The following is an 18,931-nucleotide window of genomic DNA, read 5'->3' as shown; positions in this document are numbered from 1 at the left end:
GAATAAATGTATTCTTAAATTCTTTCAATATCAGCACCAATCGCTTTCAGTCTTCCGTCAATATTTTCGTAACCTCTGTCGATTTGCTCAATATTGTGAATGATAGATTTTCCTTCTGCAGAAAGTGCTGCGATAAGAAGTGCGTTTCCGGCTCTGATATCCGGAGAAACCATCGTAGTTCCTCTTAAAGGAGCTTCCTGGTTCAGTCCGATTACGGTAGCTCTGTGCGGATCACATAAAATAATCTGGGCACCCATGTCGATCAGTTTATCCACAAAGAATAATCTAGATTCAAACATTTTCTGGTGAACCAAAAGACTTCCTTTCGCCTGAGTAGCCACCACTAAAATAATAGACAACAGATCGGGTGTGAATCCCGGCCATGGAGCATCTGAAATAGTAAGGATAGATCCGTCGATAAATTTCTGGATTTTATAATTTTCCTGAGCAGGAATGAAGATATCATCATTACTCTGTTCAAGCTGGATTCCTAATTTTCTGAATGTATTCGGGATAACGCCAAGCTGGCTCCAGTTTACATTTTTGATGGTGATTTCAGATTTTGTCATGGCGGCAAGACCTATCCATGATCCGATCTCTACCATATCCGGAAGCATCGTGTGTTCCGTACCGCGAAGATGTTCTACCCCTTCAATGGTAACCAGATTAGATCCGATTCCAGAAATATTCGCGCCCATTCTGTTCAGCATTTTGCATAATTGCTGAAGGTAAGGTTCGCAGGCAGCGTTGTAAATTCTTGTTTTTCCTTTGGCAAGGGCAGCAGCCATTACGATATTCGCTGTTCCCGTTACAGAAGCCTCTTCAAGAAGGATAAATTTCCCTCTCAATTCTTTAGCTTTTAATGAATAGAAATATTCTTCTTCATCATAATTGAATTCAGCACCCAGTTCAACAAGTCCCTGGAAATGCGTATCCAGTCTTCTTCTTCCGATCTTATCACCACCCGGAGTTGGCATATAAGCTTCACCATAACGGGCAAGCATCGGACCCATCAGCATAATGGAACCTCTCAGTTTAGCACCGTCTTTTTTAAATTCGTCTGATTTTATATAATCGAAATTGACCTTATCGGCTTTGAACGTGAAATCGCCCTGGCCGTTCTTGGTTACTTTTACGCCAAAGTCACCCAAAATTTCAATCAGTCTGTTTACATCATGGATATCCGGAATATTTTTAATTCTTACCTCCTCATCTGTTAACAGGACAGCGCATAAAATTTGTAAAGCTTCATTTTTAGCCCCTTGTGGAGTGATTTCCCCATGCAGCCTTTTTCCTCCTCTTATCTGAAATGTTCCACTCATTACTTTCTGTTTTTATGGTTGTTGTTATGCCTTCTCTTATTAGTCTGGTCTTTGTTGTTACTCGTGTTGCTGTTGTTTCGTGTGTTATTGTTTCTGCCGTTGTTGCTGTTGTTATTTCGGCTATTGTTGTTGCTGGTGTAATAGATCTTGCTCTTTTCGAGAGATTCTATTCCCGTAAGGTCCAGCCTGTTTTCAGACAGCTCTTTCAGGTGACGGAAAATCACGTCATCCGTCACATGTTCCTTGTTATAGACATTGTAAGACTTCTTCATATTGTTGGCAATCACTTCGATCAGGGCTTCTTTTTCGTCGCCTGGCTCCAGTTCGATAGCTTTATCGATCAGTTGAAGGATACTTTTTCCGTAAAATTTAAAATCACCCTGAAGTTTAGGGTATTCCATTCTTTTAGGTTTTTCTGCAAGCTGTTCTCTGGTAGGGAAAGGATATGGGGAGTCTACGTCAAGATCATATTCTGCTAAAATGAAAAGATGATCCCAAAGTTTATGTTTATAATTTTCTTCGTCACGGAGTTGAGGGTTTCTCTGACCCATAAAATCGATAATGGCCATAGCCATTTCACTCCTTTCCTCTTTGGTAGGGAGCTCTTTGCAGCGTTCAACCAGCTGCTGTATGATTCTGCCGTATTCCGGCATGTGAAGCTGAGTTCTTTGGGTGTTATATTCCATAATATGCAAATATATGGATTAAAAGAAAAATTGTTTTGAAAATATTAAAAGTTTATGATTTTTTAATGAAATATTTATGCAGTCTTTTCTGAAGATCTTTCGGTGAAAATGAAAATATTTCCCGTTTTGTAGAATTTATTTTAATAAAATTGTAATTTAGTTAATAGGTTAATAATTAAAATAAGAGTATGAAAAAAACACATTTTCTCGTTTCGATGCTGGTTTTAACAGTTTTTAGTGCCTGCCGGAATAATGATGAAACCGACAATGACAATCCCAGGAAATCAGAGTCCCATACAAAGACTGTCAATGTTACTACGCATGACGGCCGTCCCTTCAGTACCGGAAGCGGATCTGTAGCCGGAAAGTTTGTATCCGGTCCCGGAGGCGGAGTGCTTATGCAGGGGTTTTACTGGGATGTTCCGGAAGGTGGTACCTGGTGGAATGTTGTAAAGGACAAACTGACCTCCTGGTCAGATTCAGGAATCGGGGCAGTATGGCTTCCTCCCGCGTCAAAAGCTCAGAACGGAGCCTATTCAATGGGATACGACCCCACCGACTATTATGATTTCGGAAATTTTAACCAGAACGGAAGCACAGAAACCCGTTTTGGGTCCCGGACAGAGCTGGAAGCTTTAATTACAAAAGCTCACGCCGAAAATATGCAGGTTTACGCAGATATTGTCATCAATCACAACAGTGGCGGGCAGTCTCAGGCCAATCCTTTTACGGGAACCAATACATGGACTGATTTCTCAGGAATAGCTTCAGGGAAATTCCCGAGAAGTTATAATGACTTCTATAAAAATTCTTATGGGAATAATGATGAAGGCGCTTTCGGAGGATTCCCGGATCTGTGTCATGCGAATCCTTATGTACAGGACTGGCTTTGGGGAAGAGATGATTCTGTGGGAAAATACTATAAAAATGTGATGAAATTTGACGGTTGGAGATTCGATTATGTGAAAGGTTTCGGACCTTGGGTCGTCAATAACTGGAATAGCAATGTGGGCGGATTTTCCGTGGGTGAATTGTGGGATTCCAATGTGAATACCTTAGAATGGTGGGCCAATAATGCCAACAGCTCCGTTTTCGATTTTGCAGCCTACTATAAGATGGACGATGCTTTCGACAACGGAAATTTAAATGTCCTGAATGATGATATGATGTGGAAAAGAAATCCTTACAAAGCCGTGACTTTCGTAGCCAATCATGATACCGATATCATCAATAACAAAATGCCGGCCTATGCCTACATTCTTACCCATGAAGGGTATCCGACCATTTTTTACCGCGATTATGAAGAATGGCTGAATAAAGAAAGACTGAACAACCTGATCTGGATCCACAACAACAAAGCCACCGGAACCACCTCAATCCTCTACACCGATAATGACGAATATATCGCAAGACGTAATGGCTACAACGGAAATCCCGGACTTGTAGTCTATATCAATAATTCGACAAGCTGGCAGGAAAGATGGGTGGAAACCAATTGGAGCAGCCAGCAAATGAAAGACTTCACTGGTCATTCAAGCTGGTATCCGACGACACAGGGCGACAAGTGGGTGAAAATCCAGTGTCCACCAAAAAGTTATTCAATATGGTCACTGAACCAATAAAATTTTTAACGATGTAAACAAAAAGCAAGGGTAACTTATCCTTGCTTTTTTATGTATGATAGAAATATTCAATAGGAACGGGCTTTAGCTCGTTTGTCGTTTTAAGAAAAATCAATTGCCTTTAGCCAAAATCATAATACATCGCAGCCGCAATCATCTGTGAAATCCGTGGTTAAATTTAAAAACCTCAAACCTCAATAAATTTCTTCTTTTGCTCCCGGTCCGGAAGAAAACATTTCTGATTCGCCAGCTTCATCCTGTTTCTCGAAACAAGATCATACACCTGATCACTTAAAAATGCTGGGACAAGTTTTCCAACAGCCGACAGCTTATAAACTCCACCCAAAACATTTGCGATCTGTAAAACTGCACGTGATTTCGTATAGTAATACTGTCCGGGCTTCCAGAGATACAGTGTGTTGAACACTTTTGTTTCCAGACCTCTTTCAGTCAGAAATTTCTGTCCGAAATCAGATTGTAACGATGCAAACATAAACCGGTCATGCTTGTCCCGTTCGAGAACCCATTGCACCCAAAAATTACAGACGCCACATTCGCCGTCAAAAAACACAATATGCTGATCTTCCCAGTTCTCCTGCATGATGTTGATATTTAGAATAACATTTTCCTTTCGGTGTCTTCTTTTACTTTTTTGAAATATTTCACGAGTTCTTTACGCTGTTCGGGAGTCAATTTGGCATCCTGGTGTCCTACATAATAAGATTCCAGTGGCATTTCTTCTTTCCCGACCATTTCTATACATTCTTCCAGTTTATGAGCCTGTTGTTTGGGTTCATACATGGCAAAGGTAGAGAAATTAAGATGCTTTCTGCCTTCATCTATATGATTTTTAACGAACCATGAGGCCGGTGAAATACTTGCGTACCACGGATATTGGGTTTCGTTGGAATGACAGTCGTAACAGGAGGTGCTGATGATCTTTGCAATAGGTTCCGGCGTGTTTTTAATCTTGAGGAAATCCATTCCCGGAGTAGGCGGCGGATTGGTTTTATCGATGGGAAAAAACTGTATGATGATAAATGCTACGAGAAGGATAACCACTATTTTTTTCATATCGAATTCTTGTTTATAGTATAAAAATAAGAAATTTTAGATAAGATTCCATCTTTATATTCTTCTATCCTGTAACTTTTGCTGTTTCTATGATGAGTGTGGTATTACGATAACTCGCGAATAATAGTAATTAATGTACATATCATAATTAGTTAAATCCCAGGTTCCTTCTAACATTTTTATAAGGGCACCTATTATTTTGTTGAGATCTTCTGTAGGAAAAGGTTTGTTGTAGAATATTTTAAAATCTCCATCTTTAGTAGGAATTGACTGCAGTTCTGCCGTTGAAATATAACTTCCTTTATTTTGAATACTATTTTTTACATTTTGAAGAATTTGAATCATGGTCTGTTCTTCCGAAGAGTCTGATATATAGGAATCCCAAAGAAAAGCAAACCAACCTCCCATCTCACCATTGATTACCATCCTGTGATATTCCTGAAGCTCTTCTTTCTTTGTAAAGATATAGTCAGCTTTTTTTAATTCTTCATTAATGTAATGGAATGCCAGCTGCATAAATATATCAGATGTTAGGAATCCTTTATCCTTATAATTCATATTTTCTGTTGCCATAATGTAGTTGTTAAAATCAATGAATGGGGTCAATTGGTGTATGCTCGCTGAGCAGCTATTACATTCTCAAATTCTTCTGAAAAATTCACTGTTTTGTACAGTTTTAGATCATATATTTCTGCTTTCAAAAATGTTTAACGCTCAAATTTAGTGATTGTTGACGATAATAGCTGTGAACCAGGATCAGTTTCATTTGAATCATTCTAAATATGCCTGTTTGCTTTTGCTTTTATACAGATGTTCTTGAATTTTATTAACTTAATTGCACTATTATCTCTTTTGCTACCATGGAGTCAGAGAATTTGTAAAATTGAATTTATTATAGTTTTTAACTATTGTTTAAATTAGAATTAATAGATTGTATTTATAAATTAAGCTTTGTAGATTTGTCATGTCTTTAAGAATAAACTGTATTAATCAACATAAAAAATATTAAACGACAATGGAAAATGATTTAAATGACATCAGTAAATGTCCGTTTCATAACGGAACAATGAAAAAAGAAGCCGTAGCCGGTGGAGGAACCAAAAATCTTGACTGGTGGCCTGAGCAGCTGAGAGTAGATATTCTGCGTCAGCACTCATCACTTTCAGATCCTATGGATAAAGACTTTGATTATGCTGAGGAATTTAAAAGCCTGGACCTTGAGGCAGTAAAAAGAGATCTTCATGCTTTAATGACAGATTCTCAGGACTGGTGGCCTGCCGATTTTGGGCATTATGGTCCACTGTTTATCCGTATGGCATGGCACAGTGCAGGAACTTACCGTGTTGGAGACGGAAGAGGAGGCGCCGGAGCCGGACAGCAGCGTTTTGCGCCTTTGAACAGCTGGCCGGACAATGTGAGTTTAGATAAAGCCAGAAGATTATTATGGCCTATCAAAAAGAAATATGGAAAGAAAATTTCATGGGCAGACCTTTTGATCCTTACCGGAAATATTGCTCTTGAATCAATGGGCTTTAAAACATTCGGTTTTGCGGGCGGGCGTGAAGATGTATGGGAACCGGATATGGATATTTACTGGGGTTCGGAAAAAACATGGTTGGGCGGCGACTTACGTTATGCTCACGGATCAGAAGGAGTAGTAGAGCAACATGGTGTCCTTCCTACCGATGATGATGCAGACGGTGATATTCACTCCAGAAACCTGGAAAAACCGCTTGCTGCCGTACAGATGGGACTTATTTATGTAAATCCTGAAGGCCCGGACGGAAATCCGGATCCTATTGCAGCGGCTAAAGATATCAGAGATACTTTCGGACGTATGGCGATGAACGATGAGGAAACAGTAGCCTTGATTGCCGGTGGACATACATTCGGAAAAACACATGGTGCCGGACCTGCCGATAATGTAGGAAAAGAACCGGAAGCTGCAGGAATTGAACTTCAGGGATTAGGATGGAGCAGCAATTATAAATCAGGAAAAGGAACAGATGCCATCTCCAGTGGTCTTGAAGTAACCTGGACTGAAACACCAACCGAATGGAGCAATTATTTCTTTAAAAACCTATTTGAAAACGAATGGGAGTTGACCAAAAGCCCTGCAGGAGCTCATCAGTGGGTTGCTAAAAATGGTGCAGAGATTATCCCTGATGCATTTGATCCCAATAAAAAGCACAGACCGACCATGCTTACCACGGACCTTTCATTAAGACTGGATCCGGAGTATGAAAAAATATCAAGACATTTCTACGAAAACCTGGATGCATTTGCTGATGCTTTCTCAAGAGCCTGGTTTAAACTTACCCACAGGGATATGGGCCCTAAAGCAAGATATTTAGGACCGGATGTTCCACAGGAAGAACTGATCTGGCAGGATCCTATTCCTGAAGTGAATCATGAATTGGTGAATGACACGGATATTGATACATTAAAGGATAAAATATTAAATTCAGGACTGACTGTTTCGGAATTGGTATCTACGGCGTGGGCTTCTGCTTCTACGTTTAGAGGAAGTGACAAACGTGGTGGTGCGAACGGAGCAAGAATCAGACTGGCTCCTCAAAAAGACTGGGCTGTCAACAATCCTTCTCAGCTTCAGAAGGTTTTGGATGGATTGGAAAGAATTCAGAAAGAATTTAATGATTCTCAAGCCGGAGGAAAGAGAATATCAATCGCTGATATCATTGTTTTGGCAGGAACTGCTGCAGTGGAAAAAGCGGCGAAAGATGCAGGACATAATATTAAAGTAGCATTTACGCCCGGAAGAATGGATGCTTCACAGGAGCAGACCGATGTAGAATCTATGAATTATATGGAACCTGCAGCGGATGGATTCCGGAATTATCAGAAAAGAAAATTCAGCGTGTCTACAGAATCGTTATTGATTGATAAAGCACAGCTTTTAACCCTTACCTCTCCTGAACTGACTGTACTAATTGGTGGAATGCGTGCCTTAGATGCGAATTTTGACGGATCCAAAAATGGAGTATTCACCAGCCGTCCCGGGTTGCTTACGAATGATTTCTTTGTGAATCTTCTGGATATGGGTACGCAATGGAAATCAATTTCGGATGATAATGAACTGTATATGGGAACTGATCGTTCAACAGGACAACCGAAATGGACTGCTACCCGTGCAGACCTTGTTTTCGGTTCGAATTCTGAACTGAGAGCAATTGCTGAAGTGTATGCAAGCAGTGATGCACAGGAAAAATTTGTAAAAGATTTTATCAAAGCATGGACTAAAATAATGAATTTAGACCGCTTTGATCTGAAATAAAGAGATTAGGAAATAACTGATAAAGTGAGTTCCCCCGGCCATTCTGCCGGGGGAACTTTGTTTAAGATATTACTGTATACATCAACTAATTATACTATTTATTTTAGGAATCTTTTATCATGATAGGATATTTCCATTAAAGTATGGAATAAACAGGATATAATATTTCTAATCTATTGATGATTAATTGTTTTGATGATTTAATGATGGTGTTTGAAAAAATATAGGGTATGCATAAGAATCTTTCTATTTCGGCTCTATTTTTGAAATAGACATTATAATTTTAATATACAGGATGCGAATATGTTGATTCTACGATATTTATTATTGTATATTTTTATTGTATAGCTAAGGATAATGTTGAAAAAATGAATGATGAAAAATAAAATTATTAAAGTTTTAATTGTTTTAGTCTTTTCTGTGATTATTGTTTCGTGTAGCTCGTCTGAAAAAGATGAGGCCAATAATTATTTTTATAATATTAATGAAGAGGTTTCTAATGTTGCTAATAATCCTGAAAAGATTAAAGCCTTACATGACAGAGAGTTGGAAAAATATAAAGATACAGGGGATCGTAAATATCAGATAGGCAGTAGATATATTGAATTGTTTTACTCTTATAAAGGTAGCTCTGAAAACCCAAATGATGAAATTGCTATCAAACAGATTCCAATAGTGTATGAACTGTTGATGTTGAATAATAACGAATACGATTATATTACAATTGCATGTAATTTTAATCTGGCTCATCAGTTTGAACATAAATCACCTAAACTTGCGATGCAGTTTCTTAACGATGCAATTAAGCTTGATGAAAGGTCGGGTAAAAAATACTACTTGCCCCACTTGTATCATGTGAAAGGAAGATTGTTGTTTAATAATAAAAATTATTCCCAGGCATTAATTTACTTCAGAAAATCTCTTCAAATTCTTGATAAAACAAGGCATAATCTGATTTTTATCGCTTCCATGCATAATAATTTTGCATTATGTCATGAAAAAATGGGGTACATTGATCTTGCATTAAAAGAAGCCACTGAAGCTGCAAAGATTTTGGAAAACGTAAAGGATTTGCAGCCGGAGGAAATAGCTTTTTTAACAAGTATAAAAGGAAGCATGGGATTTTATTACTTTAAGAAAAAAAACTTTCCCGAAGCAGAAAGGCTTCTTCTTCAGGAATTTGAGGTTCATAGAAAAAGTAAAAAAAATAATCATGAAACTGTAGCCAATCTTACAAAATTATTTGATCTGTATAATGAAACCAATCAGAATGATAGAATGAAGGAGATTGTGGAATTGGGTATGTCTGTAGAATCTGAAATTCCTAATGTATCGGATAAAATTCTTATTAATGAAATGGTTCAGTCTTATTACTTAAAGATGAATGACACCGGAATGGTAAAAACTTTATGCAGAAAATTAATTAATTTGCATAGTAAGCATGAAGAAGAATCTAATCAGAAACTCACCTATATTTCAGATGTTCTAAACAACTTTACGATTAAGAGTATCAACCAAAAACACCGATACACAATAGAAGAACAAAAATTTAAGAATAGGCTGACACTTACGGCGATATGTATTGTGCTTATTATTTTTGGAGTTACCATATATATTATCCGAAATATTAATAAAAGAGACAAAGAGCTTGCATCAAAAGAGAACATTATTCTGATGAAAAATAAAAAGATCCTTGAACAGGATCTTAAACGGCAGGAGGAGAAAATTACCACTCTGCATTTGAATCTCAATCTGAAAATAGAAACTGAAAAAACTTTTCTGGAGAATATAAAAAAGATGAAAAAGTTAAAAAATGTTGATGCTGAACAGGTAATTACTGATCTTTTCCTTAAAATTAATAATCTGATCCAAATTGATAAAAAGAACTATGATCTCATCAATGAGAGCTCTCAGGAAAATAAGCAGTTTATTCAGATGCTTTCCGAAAGGTTTCCTTCACTGACGAATAATGAACTGAAGTTCTGTGTGTATTATAAACTGGACTTTTCTTCCAAAGAAATTTCGTTATTAGAAAATATTACGGAAGGTAGTGCAAGGGTGTATAAAACTAAAATAAAAACTAAAATGAATATCGGAAAAGAATCCATATTAAATAATTACCTGAAAAGTATTTAAATGGTTTTATTTGAGCGTATTTTTTTATTGTATAACTAAGGATAGTGTTTTAAAAATGAATGGATGAAAAATAAAATTATTAAAGCTTTAATTGTTTTAGTCTTTTCTGTGCTTGTTGTTTCGTGTGGGTCGTCTGAAAAAGATGAAGCCAACATTTATTTTTATAATATTAATAACGAGATTTCTAAAATTGCTGGGCAACCGGAAAAAATTAAAGCCTTACAAGTCAGAGAGCAGAAAAAGTATGAAAATACCGGTGATCGGAAATACCAGATTAGCAGCCGGTATGTTGAATTGTTTTACAATTACAATAATTCAAATCAGATTCCAGTAGTGTATGAACTATTGATGCTCAACAATAATGAGTATGATTATATTACGATTGCATCCAACTTTAATCTTGCCTTTCAGTTTGAGCAACAATCTCCAAAGCTTGCGATGCGGTTCCTTAATGAAGCGATTATGGTTGATGAGAAATCAAGTAAAAAATATTTTTTGCCCCATTTGTACCATCTAAAAGGAAGGCTGTTTTTTAATAATGAAAATTATTCCCAGGCACTGATATTCTTTAATAAGTCTCTTCAAAGTCTTGAAAAAACGAGACATAATCTCATTTTTATTTCTTCTATGCATAACAATTTTGCATTGACTTATGAAAAAATGGCTCGCTTTGATCTTGCATTAAAAGAAGCTAAAGAAGCGGTGAAAATTCTGGAAAACGGAAGTAATCTAAACTCTGAAGAAACGTCCTTTTTAGCCAGTGTAAAAGGGAATGTAGGATTCTATTACTATAAGATAAAAGATTTTCACGAAGCGGAAAGGCTTCTTCTTCAGGAGTTAGATTTTCAAAGGAGAAACAAAAAAAATAATCATGATACTGTAGATAACCTTACCAAACTATTTGATTTGTATGGTGAAACCAATCAGATAGATAAAATGAAGGAGATTATGGATTATAGTCAGTCTATTGAGCCTGAAATAAAGGATGTATCTGATAAAATTTTAATCAGTGAAATGGTTCAGGGATATTATTTAAAGATCAATGACCCTGGAATGGTAAAAACTTTCTGCAGAAAATTAATTAAGTTACATAATAGGCATGAAGAAGAATCTAATCAGAAACTCACCTATATTTCAGATGTACTTAACAACTTTACGATTAAGAGTATCAACCAAAAACACCAATACACAATAGAAAAACAAAAATTTAAGAATAGGCTGATGCTTACAGCGATATGTATTGTGCTTATTATTTTTGGAGTTACTATATATATTATCCGAAATATTAGTAAAAGAGACAAAGAGCTTGCATCAAAAGAGAAAATTATTCTGATGAAAAATAAAAAGATCCTTGAACAGGACCTTAAACGTCAGGAGGAAAAGATTACCAATCTGCACTTGAATCTCAATCTGAAAATAGAAACTGAAAAAACTTTTCTGGAGAATATAAAAAAGATGAAAAAGTTAAAAAATGTTGATGCTGAACAGGTAATCACTGATCTTTTTCTCAAAATTAATAATCTGATCCAAATTGACAGAAAGAACTATGACTTGATTAACGAGAGCTCTCAGGAAAATAAGCAGTTTATTCAGAAGCTTTCCGAAAGGTTTCCTTCACTGACGAATAATGAACTGAAGTTCTGTGTGTATTACAAACTGGACTTCTCTTCCAAAGAAATTTCGTTATTAGAGAATATTACGGAAGGCAGTGCAAGGGTGTATAAAACTAAAATAAAAACTAAAATGAATATCGGGAAAGAATCCATACTGAATACATTCTTAAAAAGTATATAACTGTCTGTTCTTTTAAATTATTTATATCAAAATACAGTATTTTCAAATTTATTTTTGACCATATTTCGAATGGGCTGACCCAATTTTTTTACTTTTTGAATATTTTTGTGTAAGATTTTAAACTGATTTTAAAATACAGTTGTTTTGGTTTTAATATTCTGTTAATTAGTTTCTTGTGATTAAAAGTTAACGGTTTTTTAATGTTTTATCTAATCGCAGTTAACAAAAAGTAACGCTTCAAATACTTGATTTTAAAACGGTATAATTTATTTTTGCTTCACTGTTTTACTCAAATCTTCAAAAAAAAAGAAGTAAACCAATGAAGAACTACACAGATGATGAGTTAAAAAAAATTACCAAGACCTATCAGTTGGTTAAAAGACTGAAAAAGTTTGAGTTAATTTTTTATTTGGCGATCTTTTTATTAATTGTTTATTTGGTGCTGAATAGTATGAAAGCATGATAGAATTTTTTTATGAAAGGTTGGGAAGCTTAAAAAAAATTCTGGAGAGTTAAAAAACATAAATGATGAAAAAAGAATAACCGCTTGATTTAAAAAACGGTTATTTTATTATGTACTGGTTTTTATTTTATAGTGGCTTATTTTTTGGCCTTATTTTTTTCTTAATAGTTAATCCTATATTTTCCCCATGTTTTTATTTAAAGCACAAGCAAGCTGTGATTCATCGTATAGGCAATAAGTTCCGCTGAAGTTTTAGTATTTGTTTTTTTTCGAAGGTTACTTTTATGGTTTTCCACTGTACTATAAGAGATAAAAAGCTTTTTTGCGATTTCCGGACTGTTAAATCCTTGTGCCATAAGCATTAAAACGTCTTTTTCACGATGGGTTATATGCGGTTTTTCCATATCTATTTTATGGAGGCCTTGATCGATATGCTTGAAATACTGCACTTCATTATCAGAAAAATCTATGATGGAAAGTAATGGCAGGTTTTGAATAATGAAATGGGAAAGATCATAAATAACTACTAAAGAGGCTTTTATTTCGTAATTGTTAATAATTTGAAGAGGTGATTGCAATAATATCCAGCGATAATTTCCATTCCGGTCGATCATTCTACCATAATAATTGAATCTTACTTCGGGTTTTCCTTCCCTTAGAAGCTGCAAACGTAAAGTGGCGGAAAATACAAATGCGGCCATGATGTGCGGTTTGTCTTGTGGATGAAAAAGATTCATGAAAAAATCAGTATCCGAATTGAGCCATTCTTCTTTGCTGTAAGGGGTAAATTGCTCAACATTCTCACTAATCCGCTCTGTTCTCATTTTAGTATTGTTGGTAATGCACCAGAAATAAGGTCCTATAGAGAAACTTTTTGCATTATTAATTGAATCTGCAAAAAAATCAAAATAATTTTTAGGGAGCTCACTGTTCTTTGCAAAAAAATCATAAAGCTGCTGTACATCTATTGGGTTTATCTTTTTTTTCATAACATTAAATAAAATGGGTATTATTATATAAAATGTGTCTGATGTATTGTTTATAGCGATAATTATACCAATTATAGCTGAGTAAAATCAATAATTTCTACAAATATAGATTGTTTTGCCAAAGGGAAAACAGACACAAAATTTAACATGTTTATGTCCTCTGCTGTTTTTATGAGAAATGGTTAGAAGTGCGAGTGATGATAAATTTGCCTTAAATGACTTTTATCAAATATTAGATTGGGGTGTTTAAAGTCAGATTCAATAAAGCTTTTAGTGATAATGAAATCGAAATAAAACAAAGCATCGGTATCCAAACAAAAATGATAGAAGGGAGTTAAGTCAAAACTCTAAAAAAATAAGATGGAAAGAATAAAAAATATACCGATGCAATGTTATATGTGTAAAAAGAAGCTTATTTTTGAATGGCGTACTCATATACTGTATTTTCAGTAAGATATAAATGCAGTCTTAATTTAAATATTCCAAAAAAATATTTTTTCAAAATAAAAATGCGCTCGTTCGTATGAAATTTTTCTACCTGATAACTAGAAAAAAAGCATTCGAGATCGTCTATTTTTTTTCCAATTAACTGATCTTCTGATATGATATTCCGGTTCTTATCGTGGAAATAATATTTTTTACTATTCATATCGATAAATTTTATGGGTGAAGTCTTTTTATTGTTTGTTGTAGTACTTTTTTTTCCAGACCGCTAAAGTATTACGGCTTAATTTAAATACGGAAGCAATTTCTGTGTTTGTCATCCTTGTTTTTATTTGATATTCCAGTATTTCGGTAATACTTTCATCATCATAAGATTTATGCTCATTAGCTATTTCACCATCTTGAAATAAAATACGGTTGAGAGTTATAACATCCAATGAGGATAGCTTTCCCTTTTCCAGGAAATTCTTGCAGCTGGATTTTTTTTCCGGAAATTTTTTCGAAATGATATCTGAAAAAATTTTCACATAATCAGGTTCATGAGTTTCCATAATTTTTTGTATTTATAAGTACGTATTCTAGGATTTATATTTTCCAAGCCATTTGTATAAGGTGGTTTTCGGAATTTTGTACTCCAGGATAACCTGAGATTTAGTTTTTTCTCCGTTTGCTATCTGGTTTAAAATGAAATCAATAATTTCTTTTGTATAAATGTTTTTCCTGAATTTAGGTAATTCTGATTCCTGTTTTATATCAGACTGATTTTTTACAATTACCGGAGAATACCAAATCAAATGCTGGGTATACATCCTGAAAAAATCATATTCTAAAAGTTTGCTCCATCTCAATAAGAGTTCAGAATCAAGACTTTTTAAAGTATACATGGTATTGATTTCATTTTCTGAACATTTAAGAAATTTACAAATGCGGAGCGTCTCAATTTTGCGTTCCAATACTCTTTTATGAATGATCTGACCTATATGTATATTTTTAAAATTCATTAATTCTTTATTTACTTATGAATGTTAAACTGAATGAAATTGTATAAAGGGAGCCGGCTGCATTTGTAATTATGAAATGAGGCTTCATCTTTTTTATTAGATTACAAGCCTTTTAAAAAAGGCCTGTAACCATTATATATAAAATGTGTTTTTTTAATGTGATGAAGGATTCCAACAAATATCACTTAAATTCAAAAATATACGTAAGCATAGATTGATTTTCCTTTCCGGTTCCGTTTCCTCCAGTGGCAATAGCATTCGAAACATCTTCTTTAAAGATATTTACTCCTATTAAAAATTTTCTTCCTGCCCATTTAGCTGGAGAAGTAACAGTTACATAACAATTCTGAGCCTCTGTGTAGTAGGTAATATTATCACCATCTATAAATCTTCCCTGAGTATCATATAAACTGATATTACTACCCACTATCGGATTGTGATATGCATTACTATTATAGTTGAAAGTAATTCTTTCTCCTGAAACATTATATAAGACGGTTGAATAAGTATCCCCGGTTCTTCTTCCTACATCAATTCGAAACAGATCATTGTAGGCAAAATTTCCATTGGCAGGATAAGCCCCATAGAGCTGAGTGTTGGTAGGACTATATTGAGGTGGAGGTATAGAGATTGTACTAGCGGTAATCCCCGGGTAAATAGGCTTATAACGTCCAAAAGTCATAGTTCCAAAAGGAAGATCCGGTTCCTCGCTCAGGCATTCCCAACGGGGAGCACTTGGTGTTCCATTGTTAATCTGCAAACAATTATCAGTTGTATTATAAATCATAAGGCCTGTTGCCGGCTGGGAAATAGAATCTCTGTTAGTGGTAGACATAGTTCCCAGTAATGTTCCTTTGTACTGGTTGGAGATGTTAGTTGGTGCTACATGTAAATTGGTAGATGTATCCGGTGTTGCAGTTCCTATTCCAACTTGTCCTTTTGAAAAAATTATACCTGCTATTATAAATGCTGCGGCATTTAGTTTATTCATTTTCATACAATTCATTTTTATTATTTGGTCTTTATGCACACCCATTGGGATACAGTTGGAGTACCCTTATTCACTTTTAAACATTTTACGAGAGTATCATACACGATTAATCCTTTAGCCGGATTGGGTATATTGTTGATCTGGCTTGTTGTCATTGGACTTAAAATGGTTCCCTTATATTGTCCCTTTAGATCTGTAGGAGCTATGGTAAGAATACTTGAAGGATGGGGAGTCTCGGAATTAATACTAACCTGTCCGAACGTGTGTGAGGTGTATAAGGTTACACCTATCAAAATCAATTTTTTTTTCATTTTTTCAATTGTATCATTACAAACCCTAAACGAGCCTCAGGGCTTGTTTAGGTTCATAGGTTATTTGTGTTTTTTTTACCGAATGGTATCGGTATTATCTTGAAGGCAAAGTTAATAGGCACGAAAATTAAAACATATAGTAGATATCTATCATTTTTGTCTGTTTGTTTTAATATTTGATAATAAAAACTGAGTTTGTTTATTTATTGTGGGTTATTTAAGTAGTATTTATAGTACCTTGTTGTTCAACGGATGGTGATATATTGAGAATTTGGTAAATGATCTTTTTTATAAAGATAATTTGGAAATACTGGAAAGAAGATTAAAGGACTTGAAGATCAAATAAAGAAGTGAATACTTAAATTGCAGGGTGTGATGAGAAAACAAAAAAACCATTTGAAAATCAAATGGTTTAAAATAATGTGTAGACCCACAGGGATTCGAACCCCGACTGACGGTACCAAAAACCGGAGTGCTACCGTTACACTATAGGTCTGCTTTATTTTGGTGGCGCGAAATTATAAAAAAAATTTGATTGAAAAAAATATTTTTTGACGGATTAACAGCCGGAAAGACTGTGTTTATCTGTAATTGTATGATTTTTAACAAAATAGATAAACAGATATTTTGTTTTTGTAAACAATTTATAGAGATCAATTTTTCAGCAGCTAAATAATAAAATCTTATCTTTGCAAAAAATTGGGCTCCAAAAGTTGGAGATACCCATTAATAATTTCATTTATTAAACATTTTTATGTCAAATATTGTCGCAATCGTTGGGCGTCCCAACGTAGGAAAATCCACACTTTTTAACCGTTTACTAGAAAGAAGAGAAGCCATCGTAGATTCTACGGCTGGTGTTACCAGAGACCGTCATTACGGGAAATCTGACTGGAACGGGGTAGATTTTACAGTTATAGATACAGGCGGATATGATGTAGGAACGGATGATATTTTTGAAGAAGAGATTCGTAAACAGGTTCAGCTGGCAATAGACGAAGCTACGTCTATCATTTTTATGATGAATGTAGAAGAAGGCCTTACTGATACCGATTACGAAATTTACGAACTTCTGAGAAGAGCAAATAAACCCGTTTATATCGTTATCAATAAAGTAGATTCTGCCAAAGAGGAAATAAACGCTACTGAATTCTATCAGTTAGGAATTGAAAAATATTACACTTTGTCTTCTGCTACAGGTTCCGGAACAGGAGAAGTCTTAGATGATATCGTTAAAGATTTCCCTACAACAGATTATAAAGATCCTTTCGAAGGATTGCCGAAAATTACGATCGCAGGTCGTCCCAATGTTGGTAAATCCACATTAACGAATGCTTTGCTTGATGTAGAAAGAAACATCGTAACCGATGTTGCTGGTACTACAAGAGACAGTATTCAGACTCTTTACAATAAATTCGGACACGAATTTGTTTTAGTTGATACTGCCGGAATGAGAAGGAAATCTAAAGTAAATGAGGATTTGGAATTTTATTCGGTAATGAGATCTATTCGTTCTATTGAATTTTCAGATGTTGTGATCATTATGGTGGATGCAACGCTTGGCTGGGAATCTCAGGATATGAATATTTTCGGTTTGGCACAAAAGAACAGAAAAGGAATTGTGATCGTTGTGAATAAGTGGGATCTTATTGAAGATAAGAAAACCAATACTGTTAGGGATTTTGAAAATTCAATTAAAGAGAAGATCGGTCAGTTCAGTGATATTCCAATTCTTTTTGTTTCAGCATTAACGAAGCAGAGAATCTTGAAAGCTGTGGAAATGGCAATGGTTGTATACGAAGACCGTAAGAAAAAGATCAAAACTTCAAAATTAAACGAAGTGATGCTCCCTATTTTTGAGCAGACTCCGCCACCAGCTAACAAGGGAAAGTATATTAAAATCAAATATTGTGTACAGCTTCCAACGCCGTCACCACAGTTTGTATTTTTCTGCAACCTTCCTCAATATGTAAAAGAACCTTACAAAAGATTTACTGAAAACCAATTGAGAAAGCAATTCGGGTTTACCGGAGTTCCTATTGAAGTGTATTTCAGACAAAAATAAAAAATTAATCCCTTTTAGATTTTTCTAAGAGGGATTTTATTCATATTAAATTTAATATTTTTAATAAAAAGTTTTTTCAGAATAATGAATACAATTGTATTGTCAAAACAGTCTTCTTTAATAAACTCCTGGATCAATGAGCTTAGGAATATAGACATCCAGCATGACAGAATGAGATTCCGTAGAAATATGGAACGTATAGGGGAAATTGCAGCATTTGAGATCAGTAAAGGATTGGAATACAAAGAAGTAGAAATTCAAACTCCTTTAGATAAGATCAAAGTTCAGGAAATAGCCGTTCAGCCCGTGATTACCACTATATTAAGAGCAGGAGTTCCTTTATTTGAAGGGATTTTGAGCTACCTGGACAGAGCAGACTGCGGTTTCGTTGCTGCGTACAGAAAGCACGATGCCAATGATTATTTCTCTATCAAACAGGATTATCTTACCTGCCCGAATATTGAAGGAAGACCATTAATTGTAGCTGACCCCATGTTAGCAACAGGTGCCTCATTAATTGAAGCCATCAAAGACCTTTTGACAAACGGAACACCAACTCAGCTGCATATTGTAGCGGCAATTGCTTCCAGGCAAGGAGTGGAAACTATCGAGAAAGCTTATCCTGATGCGAAAATTTGGGTAGGAGCAATCGATGAGGGATTGACTTCAAAAGGATATATCACACCAGGACTTGGTGATGCCGGAGATTTAAGCTACGGTGAAAAACTACAACGATAA

The 18,931-nt window shown here is 35.2% G+C and carries 16 protein-coding genes and 1 tRNA gene; 6 read left to right on the top strand and 11 right to left on the bottom strand.

The genetic code is table 11. The features are described 5' to 3' along the window. Nucleotides 1-14: 14 nt before the first annotated feature. Nucleotides 15-1,322: a UDP-N-acetylglucosamine 1-carboxyvinyltransferase gene (gene murA / locus LC419_RS04885; RefSeq protein WP_090023750.1), complete on the bottom strand. Its 1,308-nt coding sequence runs from the start codon at nucleotides 1,320-1,322 to the stop codon at nucleotides 15-17. Further along, nucleotides 1,322-2,008 (bottom strand): DUF4290 domain-containing protein, encoded by a 687-nt coding sequence (locus LC419_RS04880; RefSeq protein ID WP_034731364.1) that lies wholly within the window; start codon nucleotides 2,006-2,008, stop codon nucleotides 1,322-1,324. Before LC419_RS04880 ends, murA begins: the two co-directional genes overlap by 1 nt. Before the next feature lie 188 nt (nucleotides 2,009-2,196). Here LC419_RS04880 and LC419_RS04875 point away from each other — a divergent pair, with 188 nt between their 5' ends. After that, nucleotides 2,197-3,630, top strand: coding sequence for an alpha-amylase (locus tag LC419_RS04875; RefSeq protein ID WP_223606303.1), 1,434 nt, complete (start codon nucleotides 2,197-2,199; stop codon nucleotides 3,628-3,630). Nucleotides 3,631-3,817: 187 nt separating this feature from the next. On the opposite strand, the gene LC419_RS04870 is transcribed toward LC419_RS04875, so the two are convergent. The 3 genes from LC419_RS04870 to LC419_RS04860 form a co-directional block, all read right to left on the bottom strand. After that, nucleotides 3,818-4,231, bottom strand: a complete 414-nt coding sequence (locus tag LC419_RS04870; protein ID WP_223606302.1) for a thiol-disulfide oxidoreductase DCC family protein — start codon at nucleotides 4,229-4,231, stop codon at nucleotides 3,818-3,820. Nucleotides 4,232-4,242: 11 nt separating this feature from the next. Continuing rightward, a complete protein-coding gene (locus tag LC419_RS04865; protein ID WP_223606301.1) occupies nucleotides 4,243-4,704 on the bottom strand; it encodes a heme-binding domain-containing protein in 462 nt (153 codons plus the stop codon). Nucleotides 4,705-4,791: 87 nt separating this feature from the next. Next, entirely contained in the window at nucleotides 4,792-5,277 is a 486-nt protein-coding gene (locus LC419_RS04860; protein ID WP_223606300.1) for a hypothetical protein, read from the bottom strand. A gap of 442 nt (nucleotides 5,278-5,719) precedes the next feature. Between LC419_RS04860 and katG the strand changes: the two genes are divergently transcribed. From katG to LC419_RS04845, 3 genes are all read left to right on the top strand, one after another. Then, the gene (katG, locus tag LC419_RS04855; RefSeq protein ID WP_223606299.1) at nucleotides 5,720-7,999 is read left to right on the top strand and encodes a catalase/peroxidase HPI; all 2,280 of its coding nucleotides are present in this window, start codon (nucleotides 5,720-5,722) and stop codon (nucleotides 7,997-7,999) included. A gap of 375 nt (nucleotides 8,000-8,374) precedes the next feature. Further along, entirely contained in the window at nucleotides 8,375-10,135 is a 1,761-nt protein-coding gene (locus tag LC419_RS04850; protein ID WP_223606298.1) for a tetratricopeptide repeat protein, read from the top strand. Nucleotides 10,136-10,198: 63 nt separating this feature from the next. Further along, a complete protein-coding gene (locus LC419_RS04845) occupies nucleotides 10,199-11,929 on the top strand; it encodes a tetratricopeptide repeat protein (RefSeq protein ID WP_223606297.1) in 1,731 nt (576 codons plus the stop codon). A gap of 660 nt (nucleotides 11,930-12,589) precedes the next feature. Here LC419_RS04845 and LC419_RS04840 read toward each other — a convergent pair. The 6 genes from LC419_RS04840 to LC419_RS04815 all read right to left on the bottom strand — a co-directional run bounded on the left by LC419_RS04840 (nucleotide 12,590) and on the right by LC419_RS04815 (nucleotide 16,624). Continuing rightward, nucleotides 12,590-13,381 (bottom strand): LuxR C-terminal-related transcriptional regulator, encoded by a 792-nt coding sequence (locus LC419_RS04840; protein WP_223606296.1) that lies wholly within the window; start codon nucleotides 13,379-13,381, stop codon nucleotides 12,590-12,592. A 677-nt stretch (nucleotides 13,382-14,058) separates the two neighbouring features. After that, entirely contained in the window at nucleotides 14,059-14,352 is a 294-nt protein-coding gene (locus tag LC419_RS04835; RefSeq protein WP_223606295.1) for a helix-turn-helix domain-containing protein, read from the bottom strand. A 51-nt stretch (nucleotides 14,353-14,403) separates the two neighbouring features. After that, on the bottom strand, nucleotides 14,404-14,709 hold the full coding sequence (locus LC419_RS04830) for a hypothetical protein (protein WP_306666570.1): 306 nt from the start codon (nucleotides 14,707-14,709) through the stop codon (nucleotides 14,404-14,406). A gap of 298 nt (nucleotides 14,710-15,007) precedes the next feature. Beyond that, nucleotides 15,008-15,817, bottom strand: a complete 810-nt coding sequence (locus tag LC419_RS04825; RefSeq protein ID WP_223606293.1) for a hypothetical protein — start codon at nucleotides 15,815-15,817, stop codon at nucleotides 15,008-15,010. Nucleotides 15,818-15,837: 20 nt separating this feature from the next. Then, the gene (locus LC419_RS04820; protein WP_223606292.1) at nucleotides 15,838-16,128 is read right to left on the bottom strand and encodes a hypothetical protein; all 291 of its coding nucleotides are present in this window, start codon (nucleotides 16,126-16,128) and stop codon (nucleotides 15,838-15,840) included. Between the two features lie 425 nt (nucleotides 16,129-16,553). Then, nucleotides 16,554-16,624, bottom strand: a tRNA-Gln gene (locus LC419_RS04815). 258 nt (nucleotides 16,625-16,882) lie between these two features. Here LC419_RS04815 and der point away from each other — a divergent pair. Next, on the top strand, nucleotides 16,883-18,193 hold the full coding sequence (gene der / locus LC419_RS04810; protein ID WP_090023737.1) for a ribosome biogenesis GTPase Der: 1,311 nt from the start codon (nucleotides 16,883-16,885) through the stop codon (nucleotides 18,191-18,193). Between the two features lie 84 nt (nucleotides 18,194-18,277). Continuing rightward, nucleotides 18,278-18,931, top strand: coding sequence for a uracil phosphoribosyltransferase (upp, locus tag LC419_RS04805; protein ID WP_223606291.1), 654 nt, complete (start codon nucleotides 18,278-18,280; stop codon nucleotides 18,929-18,931).

Origin of the sequence: Chryseobacterium sp. OSA05B, from assembly GCF_019970065.1 — a bacterium.
In the GTDB taxonomy this organism is placed as follows: Bacteria; Bacteroidota; Bacteroidia; order Flavobacteriales; family Weeksellaceae; genus Chryseobacterium.
This window is presented reverse-complemented; position numbering and strand designations above follow the sequence as displayed.

Excerpts from the sequence above, each read along its gene's own strand:
- murA (WP_090023750.1), bottom strand. The coding sequence starts at position 1,322 with ATGAGTGGAACATTTCAGATAAGAGGAGGAAAAAGGCTGCATGGGGAA.
- LC419_RS04880 (WP_034731364.1), bottom strand. The coding sequence starts at position 2,008 with ATGGAATATAACACCCAAAGAACTCAGCTTCACATGCCGGAATACGGC.
- LC419_RS04875 (WP_223606303.1), top strand. The coding sequence starts at position 2,197 with ATGAAAAAAACACATTTTCTCGTTTCGATGCTGGTTTTAACAGTTTTT.
- LC419_RS04870 (WP_223606302.1), bottom strand. The coding sequence starts at position 4,231 with ATGCAGGAGAACTGGGAAGATCAGCATATTGTGTTTTTTGACGGCGAA.
- LC419_RS04865 (WP_223606301.1), bottom strand. The coding sequence starts at position 4,704 with ATGAAAAAAATAGTGGTTATCCTTCTCGTAGCATTTATCATCATACAG.
- LC419_RS04860 (WP_223606300.1), bottom strand. The coding sequence starts at position 5,277 with ATGGCAACAGAAAATATGAATTATAAGGATAAAGGATTCCTAACATCT.
- katG (WP_223606299.1), top strand. The coding sequence starts at position 5,720 with ATGGAAAATGATTTAAATGACATCAGTAAATGTCCGTTTCATAACGGA.
- LC419_RS04850 (WP_223606298.1), top strand. The coding sequence starts at position 8,375 with ATGAAAAATAAAATTATTAAAGTTTTAATTGTTTTAGTCTTTTCTGTG.
- LC419_RS04845 (WP_223606297.1), top strand. The coding sequence starts at position 10,199 with ATGAAAAATAAAATTATTAAAGCTTTAATTGTTTTAGTCTTTTCTGTG.
- LC419_RS04840 (WP_223606296.1), bottom strand. The coding sequence starts at position 13,381 with ATGAAAAAAAAGATAAACCCAATAGATGTACAGCAGCTTTATGATTTT.
- LC419_RS04830 (WP_306666570.1), bottom strand. The coding sequence starts at position 14,709 with ATGTATACTTTAAAAAGTCTTGATTCTGAACTCTTATTGAGATGGAGC.
- LC419_RS04825 (WP_223606293.1), bottom strand. The coding sequence starts at position 15,817 with ATGAATAAACTAAATGCCGCAGCATTTATAATAGCAGGTATAATTTTT.
- LC419_RS04820 (WP_223606292.1), bottom strand. The coding sequence starts at position 16,128 with ATGAAAAAAAAATTGATTTTGATAGGTGTAACCTTATACACCTCACAC.
- der (WP_090023737.1), top strand. The coding sequence starts at position 16,883 with ATGTCAAATATTGTCGCAATCGTTGGGCGTCCCAACGTAGGAAAATCC.
- upp (WP_223606291.1), top strand. The coding sequence starts at position 18,278 with ATGAATACAATTGTATTGTCAAAACAGTCTTCTTTAATAAACTCCTGG.